At 61.0% G+C, this 17660-nt stretch carries 14 protein-coding genes; 11 read left to right on the forward strand and 3 right to left on the reverse strand.

Features of this window, described 5'->3' with window-relative positions; all coding sequences use genetic code 11:
* Window positions 1-98: 98 nt before the first annotated feature.
* From OXS31_RS15520 to OXS31_RS15535, 4 genes are read left to right on the forward strand one after another with little or no spacing between them, the layout of a single operon-like run.
* A complete protein-coding gene (locus tag OXS31_RS15520) occupies window positions 99-401 on the forward strand; it encodes a DUF4031 domain-containing protein (protein WP_267400199.1) in 303 nt (100 codons plus the stop codon).
* A 27-nt stretch (window positions 402-428) separates the two neighbouring features.
* Entirely contained in the window at window positions 429-1382 is a 954-nt protein-coding gene (locus OXS31_RS15525; RefSeq protein WP_267400201.1) for a thymidylate synthase, read from the forward strand.
* 1 nt (window position 1383) lies between these two features.
* The gene (locus OXS31_RS15530) at window positions 1384-2223 is read left to right on the forward strand and encodes a hypothetical protein (RefSeq protein WP_267400202.1); all 840 of its coding nucleotides are present in this window, start codon (window positions 1384-1386) and stop codon (window positions 2221-2223) included.
* Window positions 2220-3155, forward strand: a complete 936-nt coding sequence (locus tag OXS31_RS15535; RefSeq protein ID WP_267400203.1) for a hypothetical protein — start codon at window positions 2220-2222, stop codon at window positions 3153-3155. Before OXS31_RS15530 ends, OXS31_RS15535 begins: the two co-directional genes overlap by 4 nt.
* On the opposite strand, the gene OXS31_RS15540 is transcribed toward OXS31_RS15535, so the two are convergent.
* The 3 genes from OXS31_RS15540 to guaB form a co-directional block, all read right to left on the reverse strand.
* A complete protein-coding gene (locus tag OXS31_RS15540; RefSeq protein ID WP_267400204.1) occupies window positions 3156-4244 on the reverse strand; it encodes an ImmA/IrrE family metallo-endopeptidase in 1089 nt (362 codons plus the stop codon).
* Between the two features lie 1120 nt (window positions 4245-5364).
* Entirely contained in the window at window positions 5365-6942 is a 1578-nt protein-coding gene (gene guaA / locus OXS31_RS15545) for a glutamine-hydrolyzing GMP synthase (RefSeq protein ID WP_027598294.1), read from the reverse strand.
* Between the two features lie 84 nt (window positions 6943-7026).
* Window positions 7027-8496, reverse strand: a complete 1470-nt coding sequence (gene guaB, locus OXS31_RS15550; RefSeq protein ID WP_007160653.1) for an IMP dehydrogenase — start codon at window positions 8494-8496, stop codon at window positions 7027-7029.
* 165 nt (window positions 8497-8661) lie between these two features.
* Between guaB and OXS31_RS15555 the strand changes: the two genes are divergently transcribed.
* The 7 genes from OXS31_RS15555 (at window position 8662) to OXS31_RS15585 (ending at window position 17414) form a co-directional block, all read left to right on the forward strand.
* Window positions 8662-10785, forward strand: a complete 2124-nt coding sequence (locus tag OXS31_RS15555; RefSeq protein ID WP_267400208.1) for a TonB-dependent siderophore receptor — start codon at window positions 8662-8664, stop codon at window positions 10783-10785.
* A gap of 232 nt (window positions 10786-11017) precedes the next feature.
* Window positions 11018-12268 carry a hypothetical protein gene (locus tag OXS31_RS15560; RefSeq protein ID WP_267400210.1) on the forward strand — a complete coding sequence of 417 codons (1251 nt, stop codon included), beginning with the start codon at window positions 11018-11020 and terminating at the stop codon, window positions 12266-12268.
* 249 nt (window positions 12269-12517) lie between these two features.
* Window positions 12518-13462: an iron-siderophore ABC transporter substrate-binding protein gene (locus OXS31_RS15565; RefSeq protein ID WP_267400212.1), complete on the forward strand. Its 945-nt coding sequence runs from the start codon at window positions 12518-12520 to the stop codon at window positions 13460-13462.
* Window positions 13459-14499 carry an iron chelate uptake ABC transporter family permease subunit gene (locus OXS31_RS15570; RefSeq protein ID WP_255211844.1) on the forward strand — a complete coding sequence of 347 codons (1041 nt, stop codon included), beginning with the start codon at window positions 13459-13461 and terminating at the stop codon, window positions 14497-14499. The genes OXS31_RS15565 and OXS31_RS15570 overlap by 4 nt, the downstream gene beginning before the upstream one ends.
* Window positions 14496-15509 (forward strand): iron chelate uptake ABC transporter family permease subunit, encoded by a 1014-nt coding sequence (locus tag OXS31_RS15575; protein ID WP_267400215.1) that lies wholly within the window; start codon window positions 14496-14498, stop codon window positions 15507-15509. The genes OXS31_RS15570 and OXS31_RS15575 overlap by 4 nt, the downstream gene beginning before the upstream one ends.
* Entirely contained in the window at window positions 15491-16297 is an 807-nt protein-coding gene (locus OXS31_RS15580) for an ABC transporter ATP-binding protein (RefSeq protein WP_144959847.1), read from the forward strand. Before OXS31_RS15575 ends, OXS31_RS15580 begins: the two co-directional genes overlap by 19 nt.
* A gap of 145 nt (window positions 16298-16442) precedes the next feature.
* Complete coding sequence (locus tag OXS31_RS15585) at window positions 16443-17414, forward strand: D-2-hydroxyacid dehydrogenase family protein (RefSeq protein ID WP_027601515.1); 972 nt, start codon at window positions 16443-16445, stop codon at window positions 17412-17414.
* Window positions 17415-17660: the final 246 nt, after the last annotated feature.

Raw genomic sequence — 17660 nt, forward strand, 5'->3', positions numbered from 1 at the left:
CCATGCTAAAGTCCAGCTATAGCCCTTTACCACGGATGGAAATATGCGCATCTCCTTTCAAAAAAATTCGACCCACTCTCTTTCTGGATGCCCGAATCATGACCATCTACGTTGACAACGTCAGAGTGAAATGGGCAGGCAGCGAATGGTGCCATTTGGTCGCCGATACATTAGATGAACTACATAGTTTTGCTTCACAAATAGGTCTTCGGCGCCAATGGTTTCAAAGCTCCGCCTCATATCCGCATTACGATATCAAGTTAGCAGTTCGTACGAAAGCGATACAGCTTGGAGCGGTGCCAGGAACGAGAAAGCAAATAATTGAGTGCGCAAAAAAGTTAAGGCTGGAATATCAGATGCTCAAAACTGATTCTGCGCAGCAGCTGAACCTTCTGTTTTAAAAAACGAATTTCCACCTGGAGCTATCAGTGTTTATAAAAGGCGACACTGTCGATGATATTTTAAAAAAAATATTTAAAGAAATTATTGACAGCGGCACAGAAGTCGAGCCAACAAAAGGCAAAACAAAAGAGTTATCCGGCGTACTACTGAAGTTAACAAATCCCCTGGGAAGGTTAAGCCGCACCGAAGGCAAAGGAAAGATCTTCAGTTGCTTGGGCGAACTTCTTTGGTATCTTTCTGGCTCAAATCAACTGAATCAGATTCAATATTATATTCAGGACTATCATAAGTACTCAGATGACGGCAAGACCATATTCGGAGCGTACGGACCAAAGTTATTCGGTGCTAACGGTCAACTTCCAGCGGTTATCGAGATTTTAAAGGACCGAAACTCTACTAGAAAAGCAGTGGTTCAGCTGTTTTCCAGCTCAGACATAAAAGCACCTCACAGCGATATCCCTTGCACCTGTACGCTTCAGTTTTTAATCCGAGAAGGCAAGCTTAACCTCTACACTTCCATGCGCTCCAATGATGCTTTCAAGGGACTCCCCCACGATATCTTTGCGTTCACAATGCTCCAAGAGTTGGCTGCCCGTAGATTAGGTATACCTATGGGAGAATATGGGCACTACGTTACTAGCCTGCATCTCTATATGGTTGATATGGAAAGAGTTGAACGTTTCCAGAATGAAGGCTGGCAGGAAAAAGTCTATATGCCCTCAATGCCAACTGGTGATCAGACTAGCAACGTCCTCAAGTTACTTAAACATGAAAGAGAACTGAGAAGATCAAATAAGATAGCTACTGAAAAGCACTCTGATGGTTACTGGAGAGACCTATCAATTCTTCTTGAGGTTTTTAACCTTGTAAAAATCAAGAGTTTCGCGCAACTGACATCAATTGCTCAGTCGATAGAGAACGATGAGCTAAGAAGTCTAGCTGCACGAAAAATAAAAACATCTCAAGGAAATGGAGTGTAAATTGCGAGCGCCCGATCATATCGAATCAACTTCTAATATTCAACTGGTCATTCTGAAAAAAATGATCAGCCTCATTTATGAGCAACCAATGCATACATTGGATGTCATCAACTGGGCAGCCCCAATTCCTTACTTTGGTGACCCATGCAAGGCGACAATCGCAACCGTCGGTTTGAACCCTAGTGACAGGGAATTCGTGTCGTCGGACGGAAAGGAGCTCAACGAATCATCTAGGCGGTTCCACACACTGACATCTCTTGGATTGGCTAGCTGGAATGAACTGGCGCTCAAACAACTAGAGTGCATACACACTTCCTGTACGGAGTATTTTTCCAGAAATCCTTATGATGCTTGGTTCAAACCTTTGGACCTTCTGCTAAGTGGAACTAATAATTCATTTTACAGCCCGCTATTTCATGCTTGCCATCTAGATCTTGTACCATATGCGACAGGCATAAAATGGGCTTTTCTTAAAACCTGGCAACGCGATTCGCTGCTAACCATATCCGCAGGTTTCTTAGGTCAGGTTTTAAAATACTCTCCCATTAATATACTGATTTTAAACGGAAAAACCGTGGTAGAAAATTTCGAACGAGCGTGCGGCGTGTCGTTCCATAAAGAGCCAATGGAGGCTTGGTGTCTGCCACGAAAGAACGGAAACCATATTATCGGCTTTAGCTATGAGGGAAAAATTTCGCAGATAGCAGATATCAATATTGGGAAAAATGTGTATATATTAGGTTACAACCATAATATCCAAAGTAGTTATGGAGTGACTTCTTCAGTGCGTACGTCCATTCAGGATTGGATCTCGCAGAAGGCCAAGGAGATTTTAAATTGATACAGTCTAGACAAGCCCTCAAGCAAACATTGAGCGCTAAACTCGATCAAGTCGCGAACGATGGTTTAATGCTCCCTGGGGTCGTAGCGTTAGAGAATAAATCTGCACTTCTGGAACAACTGGTAGAAAGCATTAGGCGAGTTAACTACGTTGCCGCTATTGCTTCAAGGTCCATTAGTCCGAATCGTGCGGATCCAGGAAGTGATTACTTCGATCCGATACGCGCTGCCGTCTTGAAAGCGCAAGCAGGAGAATTAGAAGAGGCGAGCTGGCTAATTTTCTTGGCAACGCACTTTGGTAAAGCCAATCGAACAGGTTGGCTCTTAATAAAAGATGTGTACGGTAATCTCGGCGCTGGGCACAACTGGACCTGGCCTTTAGTAAGCACTGACCCCGTGGCCATGAGCACCTGGATTGGTCGTAATCATGCTGTACTGAGGAGCGGTGGCCGAAAGTTTGGGAACCATCGTAAATATGAGTCTCTCGACCCAGCAAAGAGCAACTCAACAGGGGAGATTATTGAGAGCTATGTGAATTGGGTAATGCAGCATGGCTCCCATGTAGACCTGTTCACTAACGCGCTGACCCAATCTGGTAATAACCCCAGAGCTGCGTTCGGCATGCTTTATCGATCTATGGGAGATGTTAAGCGGTTTGGTCGAACCGGAAAGTTTGATTACCTTACCATGATTGCGAAGGTAGGAATTTCCACAATCGTGGCAGACTCGACATACATGGCAGAGGCAACTGGCCCTCTCAAAGGAGCCCGCTTACTCTTTGGCGGTACAACCACATCAAATCTGTCTGCTGTGATGCTGGAGCAAAAGATACAGCATTTGGACAGTTTCCTTAGAGTTGGCATGCAGGTCATCGAAGATGCCCTGTGCAACTGGCAAAAATCGCCAGGCAGATTCCTGCGATTCAGAGGTTGATCAGATCGTGGACCATGAATAGCGAACTTTCAATTTATTCATATGCCCTGACTTCAGTATTCTTTCATGCTGCATCTGTCCTACCACGATCCCGGGAGCAATGCCAACAGACTTGGAGAACTTTAGGATACTTCTGTAGTCTGCGGAATGAGCTCTCATACCATCCCGAAAGCCCGAGGGGATAAGTGTGAGAGCTGCAAACTCATTGGCTTCTTCCTCTTCTTTCGTACATTCGAATCCTTCACCTTCAACAAAGGTCGACTTACGCCCATGAAGAACCAAGTGCCCAATTTCGTGAAACAAGGAAAACCAAAAATGATCATCAGACAAGTAGCGAAAACTTAACATAATTAGCGCTTTATCATCTGAAACAAATTTAGCCATCCCACTCGCAGGGCAACCATCTGGAGTTTTAGATATAACCAGTATAACACCAGAGTCGTTTAAGATGCCTTGAAGCTCAGGGATAAACAATGCAGGCTCGGGAATATGCGTCAGAGATCTGATAGCTTCAAGACTGCTCAGAAGTTTATTTCTATTCCAAGGTTTGCATGAAATTCTTGAAGCTTTGCTTTCTCCAAATCTCACCCATGCCGCCGTCGCACCGACCTCCAGATCAAATGTCCGGCTCGTTCTGAAACGTGTTTCCTTGCTGAACTGTGCGCTGATATCCTTCCATGCACTAATGTCAGCTATGCCGAAATAATCAAGGCAATCGATAACTTTTTTTGACTTACTTTCCGAGTTTGAGATCCATCCAAAAGATTGCATACTTTTGATTGGCAGATCAGCAAGCCAGCTATCTTCCGCTTTGCTAGTCTTTCTATATATCCGAGATACGTCTTCGCGATATTGCTGTTCTCGTGTCAGCCAAAAATCAGCATCAGGGCCAATGGCCTCAGCTAATTTATGAGCTAGATATTCGTTTATTTCATGACTACCATTGAAGAGAGCTTTGATTCCATCCGAATCGTAACCTATGTTATCCGCCAACCATTCCGGACTTATCTCTCGATCAGAAAGAATGTCCAGAATTGTTTCGCCGGGAGGTGAGATCCAAGTTGGCTGAAACATTGAGTTACTCATCATTATCACTTCCAATCTGCAACAATTTTACATCCGTGACTGAGCCCCAGTTTACATTACCGGAGGATAATATTGGGACCTGTTGATGAGCGGCGCTGAATAGAAGATGGTGATTTTCATGGAGCTTAACCACCACCAATCCAGGTGGGGCGGCTTCAAGTTCGGCAGGTTTTCCGACGGGGAGGTAAAGAATGTTCGACGCCGCACGGATGTCCGCAAGCCTTCTGAACAGACTCTGGGCCACCAATGGGGGCAACTCCTGTAGGGCGATCACTTCGCTGGTGCAAAGGTCCCGAAGTGCCTCCGTCTCAAACGCCAATTTCAACGCCATTCTGTCCGATTCGTCCGTGATGTAAATGAAACAGTGGCGTAATGATACCCCTTCGGATAGGGGAAACACATCGCCTGTTGTGTATCGGTTCACAAAGAATGCGCCCCCATCATCCTGATCGTTGCGTTTACAATCCCTGACCGGTTTGTTCCTCACTGTCGGCCTTCGTAGCTCCATCACGCGTCCGGCTGAAGGTAGCCGTGCCCGGCATAGACTCCCATGGTATAGCAATCCATCAGGCTCTCCGCCAGTTTTAGGGTAGGATCAACGTTTGTACCTCCTAAGAGTTGCTCGTTGTGAACGTTAGCTTCTGGCCGGTAGCTGCCGACCGCCAACGGCAGCCTTAGGTCGTCAGCGGTAAGTCATGAATGACTGCTCTCGCCCATGAGCCATGTGTACGACCGGTCATGTCAGATGTAAACGGCTAGTCAGCATCCATGAAGATTGTTCCGGTAGAGGGCAATTCCTATCAAGCGACTAGCTGTATGAACGGCGACCACGCAACCTACTTAATAGGTTTCCCAGGTTTCCTGAGTGTCCTTTCATCAATCACACCGTCCCGATCCCGCCACGACCTTGTTATAAACGGTACGCACGCCCCCTCTCCGCTGGCGAGCTAGCTACTTCTCGATCCGATCAGAGTTGTAGCCCACCGCGTGTGAAAGCTGCTGGCCGTGCGGCGCAAGTCGTGGAGACTGCGAGGATTCACCGTTAGCCAAAAGCCAAAAGCCCGCAGTTACGCGGGCTTTTGGCTTTTTCTGCTAGACGTACCGGCCTAGGCCGGCCGCGGGATCACTCCCACTCAATCGTCGCCGGCGGCTTGCTCGAGACGTCGTAGGTGACGCGGGAGATGCCGTCGATTTCGTTGATGATGCGGTTGGAGACCTTTTCCAGCAGCTCGTAGGGCAGGTGGGCCCAGCGGGCGGTCATGAAGTCGATGGTTTCCACCGCGCGCAGGGCGACGACCCAGGCGTAGCGGCGGCCGTCGCCGACCACGCCGACGGATTTCACCGGCTGGAAGACGACGAAGGCCTGGCTGACCTTGTGGTACCAGTCGGCCTTGCGCAGTTCGGTGATGAAGATGTCGTCGGCCCGACGCAGCAGGTCGGCGTATTCCTTCTTCACTTCGCCGAGGATGCGCACGCCCAGGCCCGGACCCGGGAAGGGATGGCGGTAGACCATGTCGTAGGGCAGGCCCAGCTCCAGGCCGATCTTGCGCACCTCGTCCTTGAACAGTTCGCGCAGCGGCTCGACCAGTTTGAGGTTCATCTCCTCGGGCAGGCCGCCGACGTTGTGGTGGGACTTGATGACATGGGCCTTGCCGGTCTTGGCGCCGGCCGACTCGATGACGTCGGGGTAGATGGTGCCCTGGGCCAGGAACTTGATGTTGTCGAGCTTGCTGGCTTCGGCGTCGAAGACGTCGATGAAGGTGCGGCCGATGATCTTGCGCTTCTTCTCCGGGTCGGCTTCGCCTTCCAGGTTGGTCAGGAAGCGCTGCTCGGAATTGGAGCGGATCACCTTGACGCCCATGTTCTCGGCGAACATGGCCATCACCTGGTCACCCTCGTGCAGGCGCAACAGGCCGTTGTCGACGAAGACGCAGGTCAGCTGGTCGCCGATGGCCTTGTGCAGCAGGGCCGCGACCACGGAGGAGTCGACGCCGCCGGAGAGGCCCAGCAGCACATTGGCGCTGCCGACCTGGGCGCGCACCTGGGCGATGGCGTCCTCGACGATGTTGGCCGGGGTCCAGAGGGCTTCACAGCCGCAGATGTCCTTGAGGAAGCGCGAGAGGATGCGCCCGCCCTGCTTGGTGTGGGTCACCTCGGGGTGGAACTGCACGCCGTACCAGCCGCGCTCGTCGTCACCCATGGCGGCGATGGCGCAGCTGGGGGTGCTGGCGACGATGTGGAAGCCGTCCGGCAGCTTGCCGACCTTGTCGCCGTGGCTCATCCAGACGTCCAGGCCGAGCACGCCGTCGTCGTCGATGTGGTCTTCGATACCTTCGAGCAGGCGGCTCTTGCCGACCACGTCGACCTTGGCATAGCCGAATTCACGGATGTTGGAGCCTTCGACCTTGCCGCCGAGCTGCTCGGCCATGGTCTGCATGCCGTAGCAGATGCCGAACAGGGGCACGCCCAGGTCGAACACCGCCTTGGGTGCGCGCGGGCTGCCAGCCTCATGGACCGACTCGGGACCACCGGCGAGGATGATGCCGCGCGGAGCGAAGGCACGGATGTCGGCGTCGTCCATGTCGAAGGGGTGCAGCTCGCAATAAACGCCCAGTTCGCGCACGCGGCGGGCGATGAGCTGGGTGTACTGGGAGCCGAAGTCGAGGATGAGGATGCGGTGGGCGTGGATGTCTTGGGACATGGCCAGGTCTCGATAGCGCTAGGTTCAGACGATTCGGGGCTGTCTAGACAGCCCCGAATCGCAACGTAGAAACAAGGTTGGAAATCAGCCCACGCGGTAGTTGGGCGCTTCCTTGGTGATCTGCACGTCGTGGACGTGGGATTCGGCCATGCCGGCGCCGGTGATGCGCACGAACTGCGGCTTGGTGCGCATCTGCTCGACGGTGGCGCAACCGGTGTAGCCCATGGAGGCACGCAGGCCGCCCATCAGCTGGTGGATGATCGCCGCCAGCGGGCCCTTGTAGGGGACGCGGCCTTCGATGCCTTCGGGGACCAGCTTCTCGGCGCCGGAGGCGGAATCCTGGAAGTAGCGGTCGCTGGAGCCCTGGGTCTGGGACATGGCGCCCAGGGAGCCCATGCCGCGGTAGGACTTATAGGAGCGGCCCTGGAACAGCTCGACCTCGCCCGGGGCCTCTTCGGTACCGGCGAACATGGAGCCCATCATCACGCAGTAGCCACCGGCGACGATGGCCTTGGACAGGTCACCGGAGAAGCGGATACCGCCGTCGGCGATCAGCGGGACGCCGGTGCCTTCGAGGGCGGCGGCGACGTTGGCGATGGCGGAGATCTGCGGCACGCCGACACCGGCGACGATGCGGGTGGTGCAGATGGAGCCCGGGCCGATGCCGACCTTGACCGCGTCGGCGCCGGCGTCAGCCAGGGCCTTGGCGGCTTCGGCGGTGGCGATGTTGCCGCCGATGACCTGGACCTGCGGATAGGTCTCCTTGACCCAGCGCACGCGCTCGATCACGCCCTTGGAGTGACCGTGGGCGGTGTCGACCACGATGACGTCGACGCCGGCGGCGACCAGGGCGGCCACGCGCTCGGGGGTCTCGGCACCGGTACCGACGGCTGCGCCGACGCGCAGGCTACCGGCGTCGTCCTTGCTGGCGTTGGGGTAGGCCTTGGCCTTTTCGATGTCCTTGACGGTCATCATGCCCTTGAGGGCGAAGGCTTCGTCGACGATCAGCACCTTCTCGATGCGGTGCTTGTGCAGCAGCTCGCGGACTTCCTGCTTGTCGGCGCCTTCGCGCACGGTGACCAGGCGATCCTTGGGGGTCATTACTTCGCGCACCGGTACGTCAAGACGGGTCTCGAAGCGCACGTCGCGGGAGGTAACGATACCGACCAGGTCACGACCGGACAGCACAGGAACACCGGAGATGTTGTGCATGCGGGTCAGGTCGAACAGGTCGCGCACGCTGGCGTCGGCGTCGATGGTGATGGGGTCCTTCACCACGCCGGCCTCGAAGCGCTTGACCTTGCGGACTTCCGCGGCCTGCTGCTCGACGGTCATGTTCTTGTGGATGATGCCGATGCCGCCTTCCTGGGCCATGGCGATGGCCAGACGGGACTCGGTCACGGTGTCCATGGCGGCGGACACCAGGGGAATGTTCAGCTCGATGCCACGGGTCAGGCGGGTCTTGAGACTGACGTCTTTCGGCAGGACATCCGAATAGCCGGGGATGAGGAGAACGTCGTCGAACGTCAGGGCTTCTTGGCTGATGCGCAGCATGGCGGGCGCTCCCGGGCGGGAAAATTTAGGAGCGCGACATTATACCTGCGCTTGGGGATGGGCGGCAACGGACCTGGACACCAACGGTAAGAGGATTCGATTTACGTGAGAATGACTATCAACATAGAATCGCCGCCACTTTCCCCGCCCCTCTCGAGATCGCCCTTGAACACGCCGCCCAGAGCCCTTCGCCGTTTTGCGCCCTTCGCCTTCAGCACCCTGGCCCTGGCGACCAGTTCGAGCCTGCTGGCCGCGGAAAACGCCAGCCTCGCGCCCATGGACATTTCCGCCCCGGCTACGGAGGCCGACCAGGGCTATCGCGCGACCCGGGCCTCGACCGCGAGCAAGAGCGATGTGCCGATCAAGGAAGAGGCGCAGTCGGTGCAGACCGTGACCCCGCAGCTGATCCAGGACTACGAGGTGCGGACCCTGGACGACGCCTCGAAATTCGTCAGCGGCGTAACCCAGGGCAACACCCTGGCCGGGACCAAGGATGCCTTCGTCAAACGCGGCTTCGGCAGCAACAACGACGGCTCCATCTTTCGCGACGGGGTGCGCTCGAATCTGTCGCACAACTTCGACGCCACCGCCGAGCGCGTGGAAGTCCTGAAGGGCCCCGCCTCTCTGCTCTATGGCGCCCTCGAACCCGGCGGCCTGATCAACGTGGTCAGCAAGCAGCCGCAGTACCAACCGCTTACCACCCTGAGCGGCTCGGCCTACAGCGAAGGCGGCGGCAATCTCGGCGTCGACACCACCGGCCCCCTGGGTGACAGCGGCTTCGCCTATCGGCTGATCGCCGAGCGGCAGAGCGAGGACTACTGGCGCAACTACGGGGTGGATCAGCACACCCTGGTGGCGCCGTCGCTGTCCTGGACCGGCGAGCGCGCCAGCCTGACCCTGGCCTATTCCTACAACGATTACACCGGCCCGGTGGATCGGGGGACGGTGTTCGTCAATGGGCATCCGGCTGACATCGATTATGACAAGCGGTTGGACGAGAAATGGGCCTCTACGAGTGGTATCACCGAGACCGCCAGTGCGCGCTACGAGTATCAGCTCAGCGATGACTGGAAGACGCGTTTGACCTATGCCTGGAACAACGACCGCTATGGGCTTTCGTTCGCGCAGCCGCAAACGTCCAATCAACTGGCAACCACTGGCCAGCTGAATCGCCAGGCGAATGGCGGGCACTATGACTATGAGACCAAGTACGCCAGCTGGGACTTTGTCGGTCGCCAGAAGCTGTTCGGCCAACGGCACGATCTGCTGGTCGGTGTCGATCACGAAGACAACAACCAGGTGCGTGGCAAGACCTACCGCAACACGGGCGCCACACCGAGTTTCAACATCTTCAATCCCAGCTATGGTCGCCTGGCTGCGCCCAGCCGGGTCGATCCCGCAACCAGCGATCTGGTCAGCGAACTGGAATCCACCTCGCTCTACGTCAAGGACAACTGGCATCTGAACGATCGCTGGATCCTGGTACTGGGCGGTCGCTATCAGCACTTCGACCAGTACGGTCGCGTGGGCACCGGCAGCAGCCGTCGCGAAACCCTGGACCGCCAGGACAACGCCTTGCTGCCCCTGGCCGGTGTCGTGTTCCAGGCCACCGATACGCTGTCGCTCTACGGCAACTACAGCCGCTCCTTCGTCCCGAACACCCAGGACGGCTCCGGCAACACCTTCGATCCGGAGGAAGGCCGTAGCTACGAAGTGGGGGCCAAGTACGACCTCGCACCCGGACTCAATCTGAACGTGGCGCTCTATGACATTGAAAAGACCAATGTCGTGGTACCGACGGGTAGGCTCAATGTCAGCGAAGCGGCCGGCAAGGTCGGCTCTCGTGGCGTGGAAGTGGATCTCACCGGTCGCCTGGCCGAGCGCTGGGACGTCGTCGCCACCTATGCCTACGATCACACCGAGGTGCTCGACGATCCCAGCAACGAGGGCAATCGCCTGACGCAGGCGCCCAAGCACAGCGGCAGCCTCTACCTGACCCACCACCTGCTGGTGCCGTCCAACCTGGGTGGCTGGCACCTCGGCGGCGGCGCCCGCTACGTCGGCGAACGGGCCGGCGATGCGGCCAACAGCTTCTACATGAGCAGCTACACCGTGGCCGACGCCTTCCTGCGCTGGGACCTGCCGGTGACCGGCTACCAGACCCGCCTGCAGCTCAACGTCGACAACCTGTTCGACAAGCAGTACTACCCATCGAGCGCCAACAGCCCGCTGCAGGTCGCGGTGGGCGAGCCGCGGACGGCACGGTTGAGTGCCAGCGTGAGCTTTTGATCTAAAGGATACGCGTACCTCTTAGCCCTCAGCGTGCGAAAACCGGCCGAGGGCTGAAAGGTACGATCCCCTCTTCCGGCACCGTCCTTCAGCGCCAACGAATGAGGCATGGTTCACTGACGGAGCGTGGAAAGGCAGGCACTGTCCAGTCCACGTTCGTTTGTTCAAGTCGTTTGCTCCCCTGAGCAAGTTCAGCGAGCGCTCAACCTGACTTTCACCAAGGATGAACGCCATGACTGCCAAGCAACATCCGCTAGACGCTGACCAGACCCTCTCCAATCCATCCGCCACCTTTGCCAGGGCAGCCCAGGCCGCCGTACCCGCCACGCCGGCCGGTACCTTCGACGGCTTCAGCTACTACGCTTTCCAGAACCAGCCGCGCCTTACCCTCGACATCAATGCCGCCGCGGCCAAGGTCGGTTTCGCCAAGACCTTCGACGCCAACGGTCCGCACTACACGGCAGGCTCGACGTTGAATGAAGTGAGCCTCATCGGTCACTACGAAGAGCAACGAACGCTCCTGGATGGCCATACCCGCGGCACCACACCGGGAGACACCTCGCTGGATTCGAGCATTGCCAAGCTGACCGTCAGCCTCACCGATGTGCCCACCAATGACCTCAACCTGTGGTCTCACGTCGACCTGAGCAACTTCGACGGGCTGCAGACGTTCGACGGCTCCCAGTCCACCGTCGGCCTGTTCATCGACCTGACCAATGCCTACAGAACCGATGGCCCCGACGTCCGTAGCGAGAGCGCCTTTCTCAAGACGGTAACGACCGGTAGCGCGGGCGATTTTCTCTATGTCAGCACCATCGCCGCAGCGGAGTTGGACAGCGTCGCCGCGCTCGGCAATTCCAGGGTGAAGCCGTTGACGATAGACACGGGTGCCGGTGGGGACGATATCTCGGCCTACATCCAGCAGGCCGATATGGTCATCAACGCCGGTGCGGGTGGAGACTCCATCGACCTGTCCATCGAAAAGGGCGTCGCGGCGCACAATGCCACCGTAAGGGGCAACTACGGTCACGGCGCTACCATCACCCTGGGTGAAGGCCGGGACTACCTCATCGTCGACACCCTGGGCAACGGTACGTTGGCCAACTTCGATGGCAGCAGCAGCGCCGCCGCCAATCGCTCTCTGGCGGCCAACCACGTCACGATTACCGACTACCAGGCCAGTGAAGACCAGCTCATCTTCGGTTTTTCGATCCAGAAACCCGAGGCGGTCACCACGGTGGCGGATGCGGCCCTGAAGGGCGCCAACAGCCTGTACGGCGCACTGCAACAGGTGGCGCAATCCATGGCCTACAACGAGCGTGCCGCAGTCTTTCACTATGGCTCGGACACCTACGTTCTGCATAACGTGGGCGATACCGGTCAGATCGACGCCGCCGATTCGCTGATCCAACTGGTGGGCATCCAGGATCTGCAGGACGTGGCCGGTACGGTGTCCGCCGGTCCGCGCGGCATAGGCAGCTAGGGCCCGGTGCCTGGCCGCGGGGACCCTACCTGCCCGGACGTTGGGGTCCCGTGGCTTTCGCGCGATCTGGCGGCTCGGAACGATGGAGGCGACAGCACCGCCGAGAGCGGGCGAAGAAAATCGCCCTGAGCCAGAAAGAGGCAATGGACAGCGGATGTCAGCCAGGTGCTGATGCTCTATCCTAGCCGCCCCGCCACGGGGCCTCGGCCCGCCTGGCGGGCCTCTTTCCGTCTTCAGCCAGTCCCCCTCATGCTCGATCGTCGCGCCTTTCTCCAGCTCGCCACCGGTACCGTCCTGCTCGCCGGCCTGTCCGGTCGGGTGTTCGCGCGTGCAGCGGTCGTCGATGGCGAGTTCCCGCGGCAGGTGGAGCATGTGGTGGGCAGCACCCTGATCCCGCGCCAACCCCAGCGGGTGGCCGTGATCTCCACCGGCCAGCTGGACGCCGCCCTGAGCCTGGGCGTGATCCCGGCGGGCACCACCCGGGTGGACAATCGCGAACTGGCGCCCGGCTATTTGCGCACTGCCCTCGCCAATCGCGCGCCGGAGCTGGAGGCCATGGTCGATCTGGGCAGTCGTCAGGCACCGGATCTGGAAGCCCTGGCGCGCCTGGCGCCGGATCTGATCGTACTCAATCGCACCGTGCTCAAGGCCGGCGGGCTGGAGCTGTTCTCGCGCATCGCCCCCACGGTGGTGGCGCGCGGTACCGGCGGCAACTGGCGACCGGATTTCCTGCTGCTGGCCGATGCCCTGGGCCGCCGGCAGCAGGCCGAGCGCCTGCTGGCGGACCTGGATCTCGAGCTGGCCGGCCTGGCGCAGCGCTTCGGCGCCCAGCCGCCCTCCGCCTCCCTGCTGTTTTCCAGCGGCGCTAGACTGCGCCTGATGGGCGCGGATTCCTTTGCCGGCGGGCTGCTGCAGGCGATGGGCGTGACCCGTCCGGCGGCGCAGCGCTTCAAGGGCACCTCGCGGGATGTCAGCGCCGAGTTGCTGGACCTGGCCGACGCCGACTGGCTGTTCTATGCCGAGCAGGGCACCGCCCTGGCCAGCCTGGCGCGACAGCCGCTGTGGCCTCGACTCACTGCGGTGAGCCAGTCCCGAGCCATCCGCGTGGACACCGACGCCTTCTATCTCAACGCCGGCCCCCTCGCCGCGCGCCAGGTGATCAGCACGGTCGCCGGCGCCCTGGGGGTGACATGACCGCATCGGCCCGCCCCGCGCCTCTGGCGCAACGAGCATCCGCGGCCCGCGGTGGCCTGGTGCTGGTCCTGCTGCTGATCGTCCTGGCGCTGGCGGTGGTGGCGAGTCTGGGCATAGGGGCGCGGTCGCTGTCGGCGGCGCAGATCCTGCACCTGCTCGTCGCGCCCGATGACTCTACCGACGCCGTGGTGCTCTGGCAGCTGCGCCTGCCGCGCACCCTGCTCGGGTTGCTGGTGGGCGCCGCCCTGGGCCTGGCCGGTGCCCTGATGCAGGCGCTGACGCGCAATCCGCTGGCCGATCCCGGATTGCTGGGGATCAATGCCGGGGCGGCCTTCGCCGTGGTGGCCGGGTTGTCGCTGGTGGGGCTGGACGATGCCCCGACGCGCCTGGCCTGTGCCCTGCTGGGAGCGGCCCTGGCCGCCGGCCTGGTCTATCTGCTCGGTGGCAGTGCCCCGGCCCGTGGTCAGCCCATACGGTTGATCCTGGCCGGTATCGCCCTCAGCGCCAGCCTCAACGCCTGCACCGGCATCATCACCCTGTTCGACAGCGCGGTGTTCGACAGCTACCGCTTCTGGGCGGTGGGCGCCCTGAGCGGCCAGACGCCGGGCGGCGCCCTCGGCATCCTGCCGTTGCTGCTGATCGGCCTGGCGCTGGGTCTGCCCCTGGGCAGCCGTCTCAATGCCCTGGCCCTGGGCGACGACCTGGGTCGCGCCCTGGGCGCCCGACCGGGGCAACTGCGGCTGCTGGCCTTCGTCGCCATCGTGCTGCTGTGCGGCGCCGCCACCGCGGTGGCCGGACCCATCGGCTTTCTCGGCCTGGTGGTGCCCCATGCCCTGCGCCTGCTGGTGGGCGCCGACTGGCGCTGGATCCTGGCCCTGGCGCCCCTGGCCGGCGCCAATCTGCTGTTGCTGGCCGATACCCTGGGCCGCCGCGTGGCCCTGCCGGGCGAGCTGGAAGCCGGGATCGTCTGCGCCCTGCTCGGTACCCCGGTGCTGCTCGCGCTGATCATCCGTTCCGCCCGGCGGGTGCGCCCTTGAGTCGTCATCGCTTCGCTCCCCGCCGCTCGGCGCGCTTCAAGGCCTGCCTGTTGCTGCTTCTGCTGGCGGCCATCGGCATCTGCGCCCTGACCCTCACCGGTGGCGCCTTCGCCCCGGCGCCGCACCGGGTGGCGGTCACCCTGCTCGGTCGGGGCGATGCCCTGGCCAGTCTGATCCTGCTGGATCTGCGCCTGCCGCGGCTGCTGGCGGCCTTTGGCGTCGGCGCCGCCCTGGGCGCCAGCGGCGCCATCTTCCAGCGCCTGGCGCGCAATCCCCTGGCCAGTCCGGACCTGGTGGGCTTCACCGTCGGCTCGGCCAGTGGCGCCCTGATCACCCTGCTCTGGCTGCAACTGGGCGGCGCGGCGCTGATGCTGGGTGCCCTCGGCGGCGGGCTGCTGGCCGCGGTACTGGTAGCCGGCCTCGCGGCCCTGGCCGGGATCCGCGGCGAGCGGATGATCCTGCTGGGCATCGCCGTCAGCGCCCTGCTCGCCTCGCTCAACGAATACCTGCTGACCCGCGCCGAACTGGACGAAGCCCAGGAGGCTCGGCTCTGGCTGTTCGGCAGCCTGGACATGCTGACCTGGAGTCGCACCCTGACCCTGCTCGCCGGCTGCCTGCTGCTCCTGCCGCTGGCCGTCTGGCTGGCGCGGCGGTTGCGCCTGCTGGAGCTGGGCGACGACCTGGCCCGGGCCCTGGGCCTGGCCGTGCTGCCCAGCCAGAATCTGCTGCTGGCGGTCGCCGTGGCCCTGGCCGCCCTGGCCATCGCCACCGCCGGTCCCATCGGCTTCGTCGCCCTGGCGGCGCCCCAGCTGGCCCGGCGCCTGACCCGCAGCGCCGATCTCGGCATCCTCGCTCCCGCCCTGCTCGGCGCCTGTCTCACCGCCCTGGCCGACCTGCTGGCCCAGCGGCTGCTGGCGCCCTTCCAGATTCCGGTCGGCTTGCTGACCGGCGCCCTGGGCGGCCTCTATCTGATCTTTTTGCTGAGCCGCGAATGGCGGCGGACCTCATGAGCCAAGACGCCCCTTCCAGTCGCCTCGCCGCCCACGGTCTCACCGTCGGCTACGGCGGCCAGCCGATCTGCGCCGACCTCGATGTGCGGCTGCCCGATGGCCGCTTCACCGTCATCATCGGCCCCAACGGCTGTGGCAAGTCGACCCTGCTGCGCAGCCTGGCGCGGCTGATCCGTCCCAGTGCCGGCGAGGTACGCCTGGACGGTCGGCTGATCCAGGACCTGCCGACCCGCGAGGTGGCCCGCCGCATCGGCCTGCTGCCGCAGAGCGCGGTGGCGCCGGACGACATCCTGGTCAGCGACCTGGTGGCGCGCGGTCGGCACCCGCATCGCCAGGCCTTCGCCGGCTGGACCGATGCCGATGAGCGCGCGGTGCAGCACGCCCTGGAAGCCACCAACACCCTGGAGCTGGCCGAGCGGGCGGTGGACAGCCTGTCCGGCGGCCAGCGCCAGCGCGTCTGGATCGCCCTGGCACTGGCCCAGGAGACCCCGCTGCTGCTGCTCGACGAGCCCACCACCTTTCTCGACATCGCCCACCAGGTGGAGCTGATGGAGCTGCTCTGCCGCCTCAACCGCGAAGGCGGCCGCACCCTGGTGGCGGTGCTGCACGATCTCAACCAGGCCTGTCGCTACGCCGACCACATCATCGCCCTGCGCGCCGGCCGCATCCTCGCCGAGGGCCCGCCGGCGGAGATCGTCACCCCCGAGCTGATCGAGGCGCTGTACGGCCTCAAGTGCGCGGTGATCGAGAATCCCCTGGCGGGTACGCCGCTGGTGATTCCCTATTAGACGCAGGCCCCGGAAAACGCTGCGCGGTTTTCCAGGCTACGGGTAGGGTGGCCAACGGCGCAGTCTCGTCCACCGTTGCGCCCCATCTTGTCGGACGACCCCGCAGGTGCTCCACTGGCGATCCAGAACAACAACGGAGCTCGCCATGCATATCGTCATCCCGGACGACTACCAGCACGTCGTCGAAACCCTGGATTGCTATCCCCTGCTCCAGCGCGCCGGGCATCAGGTGACGCTCTATCACGACGCCGAACGCGATCCCAGGGTGCTGGTGGAGCGCTTCCGCGATGCCGATGCCCTGGTCTTGACCCGCGAGCGCACCCGTATCGACGCCGAGCTGCTGGCGCACCTGCCGCGACTCAAGCTGATCAGCCAGACCGGCAAGGCCACCGCCCACCTCGACGTGGCCGCCTGCACCCGCCAGGGCGTGGCGGTGTGCGAAGGCAGTGGCTCGCCGGTCTCCACCGCCGAGTTGACCTGGACCCTGATCCTCATGGCCCGCCGCAAGCTCAAGCCGGCCATCGATGCCCTCTATGCCGGGCGCTGGCAGGTCAATCTGGGCGAACGACTGGACGGGCAGATCCTCGGCATCTGGGGCTATGGCAAGATCGGCCAGCGCCTGGCGCGCTACGGCCAGGCCTTCGGCATGCCGGTGCTGGTCTGGGGCAGCGAGGCCTCGCGCGCCCGCGCCGAAGCCGACGGCCATCGCGCGGCGCCCAGCCAGGAGGCCTTTTTCGCCGAGGCCGATGTCATCAGCCTGCATCTGAGATACAGCGAGCGCAGCCGCGGCTGCGTGCGCGCCGAGGACCTGGCGCGGATGAAGAAGAGCGCCCTGCTGGTCAACACCGCCCGCGCCGGCCTGATCGAGCCCGGCGCCCTGCTCACGGCGCTGGAGCTGGGCCACCCTGGCCAGGCGGCGCTGGACGTCTTCGAGCAGGAACCGGTGGCGCCGGACGATCCCCTGCTCGCCCACCCCCAGGTGCTCTGCACCCCGCACCTGGGCTACGTGGAAAAGCACAGCTACGAGCTCTATTTCGGCGAGGCCTTCGCCAACCTGGTGGGCTTCTTCAGCGGCGAACCGACCGGCCTGGCCAATCCGGAGGTGCTGGGGCGGTAGGCTTGGGGGCGCGTGGATCGCGTGGATCGCGTGGATCGCGTGGATAAGGCTGCGCCGTTATCCACCCTACGTAGCGCTCTGTTGGGCGCAGCGAAATCCGACAACTGCACCCTCACCCCAGCCCTCTCCCAGAGGGAGAGGGGGAAAAGCGGCGCACTCCTCGTAGGTTGGGTTGAACGCAGCGAAGCCCGACAACCTGCTCCCTCACCCCAGCCCTCTCCCAGAGGGAGAGGGGGAAAAGCGGCG

The sequence above is a fragment of the Pseudomonas sp. GM_Psu_1 genome (genome assembly GCF_026544185.1).
GTDB lineage: Bacteria > Pseudomonadota > Gammaproteobacteria > Pseudomonadales > Pseudomonadaceae > Chryseomonas > Chryseomonas oryzihabitans.

Excerpts from the sequence above, each read along its gene's own strand:
- OXS31_RS15520 (WP_267400199.1), top strand. The coding sequence starts at position 99 with ATGACCATCTACGTTGACAACGTCAGAGTGAAATGGGCAGGCAGCGAA.
- OXS31_RS15540 (WP_267400204.1), bottom strand. The coding sequence starts at position 4,244 with ATGATGAGTAACTCAATGTTTCAGCCAACTTGGATCTCACCTCCCGGC.
- guaA (WP_027598294.1), bottom strand. The coding sequence starts at position 6,942 with ATGTCCCAAGACATCCACGCCCACCGCATCCTCATCCTCGACTTCGGC.
- guaB (WP_007160653.1), bottom strand. The coding sequence starts at position 8,496 with ATGCTGCGCATCAGCCAAGAAGCCCTGACGTTCGACGACGTTCTCCTC.
- OXS31_RS15560 (WP_267400210.1), top strand. The coding sequence starts at position 11,018 with ATGACTGCCAAGCAACATCCGCTAGACGCTGACCAGACCCTCTCCAAT.
- OXS31_RS15565 (WP_267400212.1), top strand. The coding sequence starts at position 12,518 with ATGCTCGATCGTCGCGCCTTTCTCCAGCTCGCCACCGGTACCGTCCTG.
- OXS31_RS15570 (WP_255211844.1), top strand. The coding sequence starts at position 13,459 with ATGACCGCATCGGCCCGCCCCGCGCCTCTGGCGCAACGAGCATCCGCG.
- OXS31_RS15580 (WP_144959847.1), top strand. The coding sequence starts at position 15,491 with ATGGCGGCGGACCTCATGAGCCAAGACGCCCCTTCCAGTCGCCTCGCC.
- OXS31_RS15585 (WP_027601515.1), top strand. The coding sequence starts at position 16,443 with ATGCATATCGTCATCCCGGACGACTACCAGCACGTCGTCGAAACCCTG.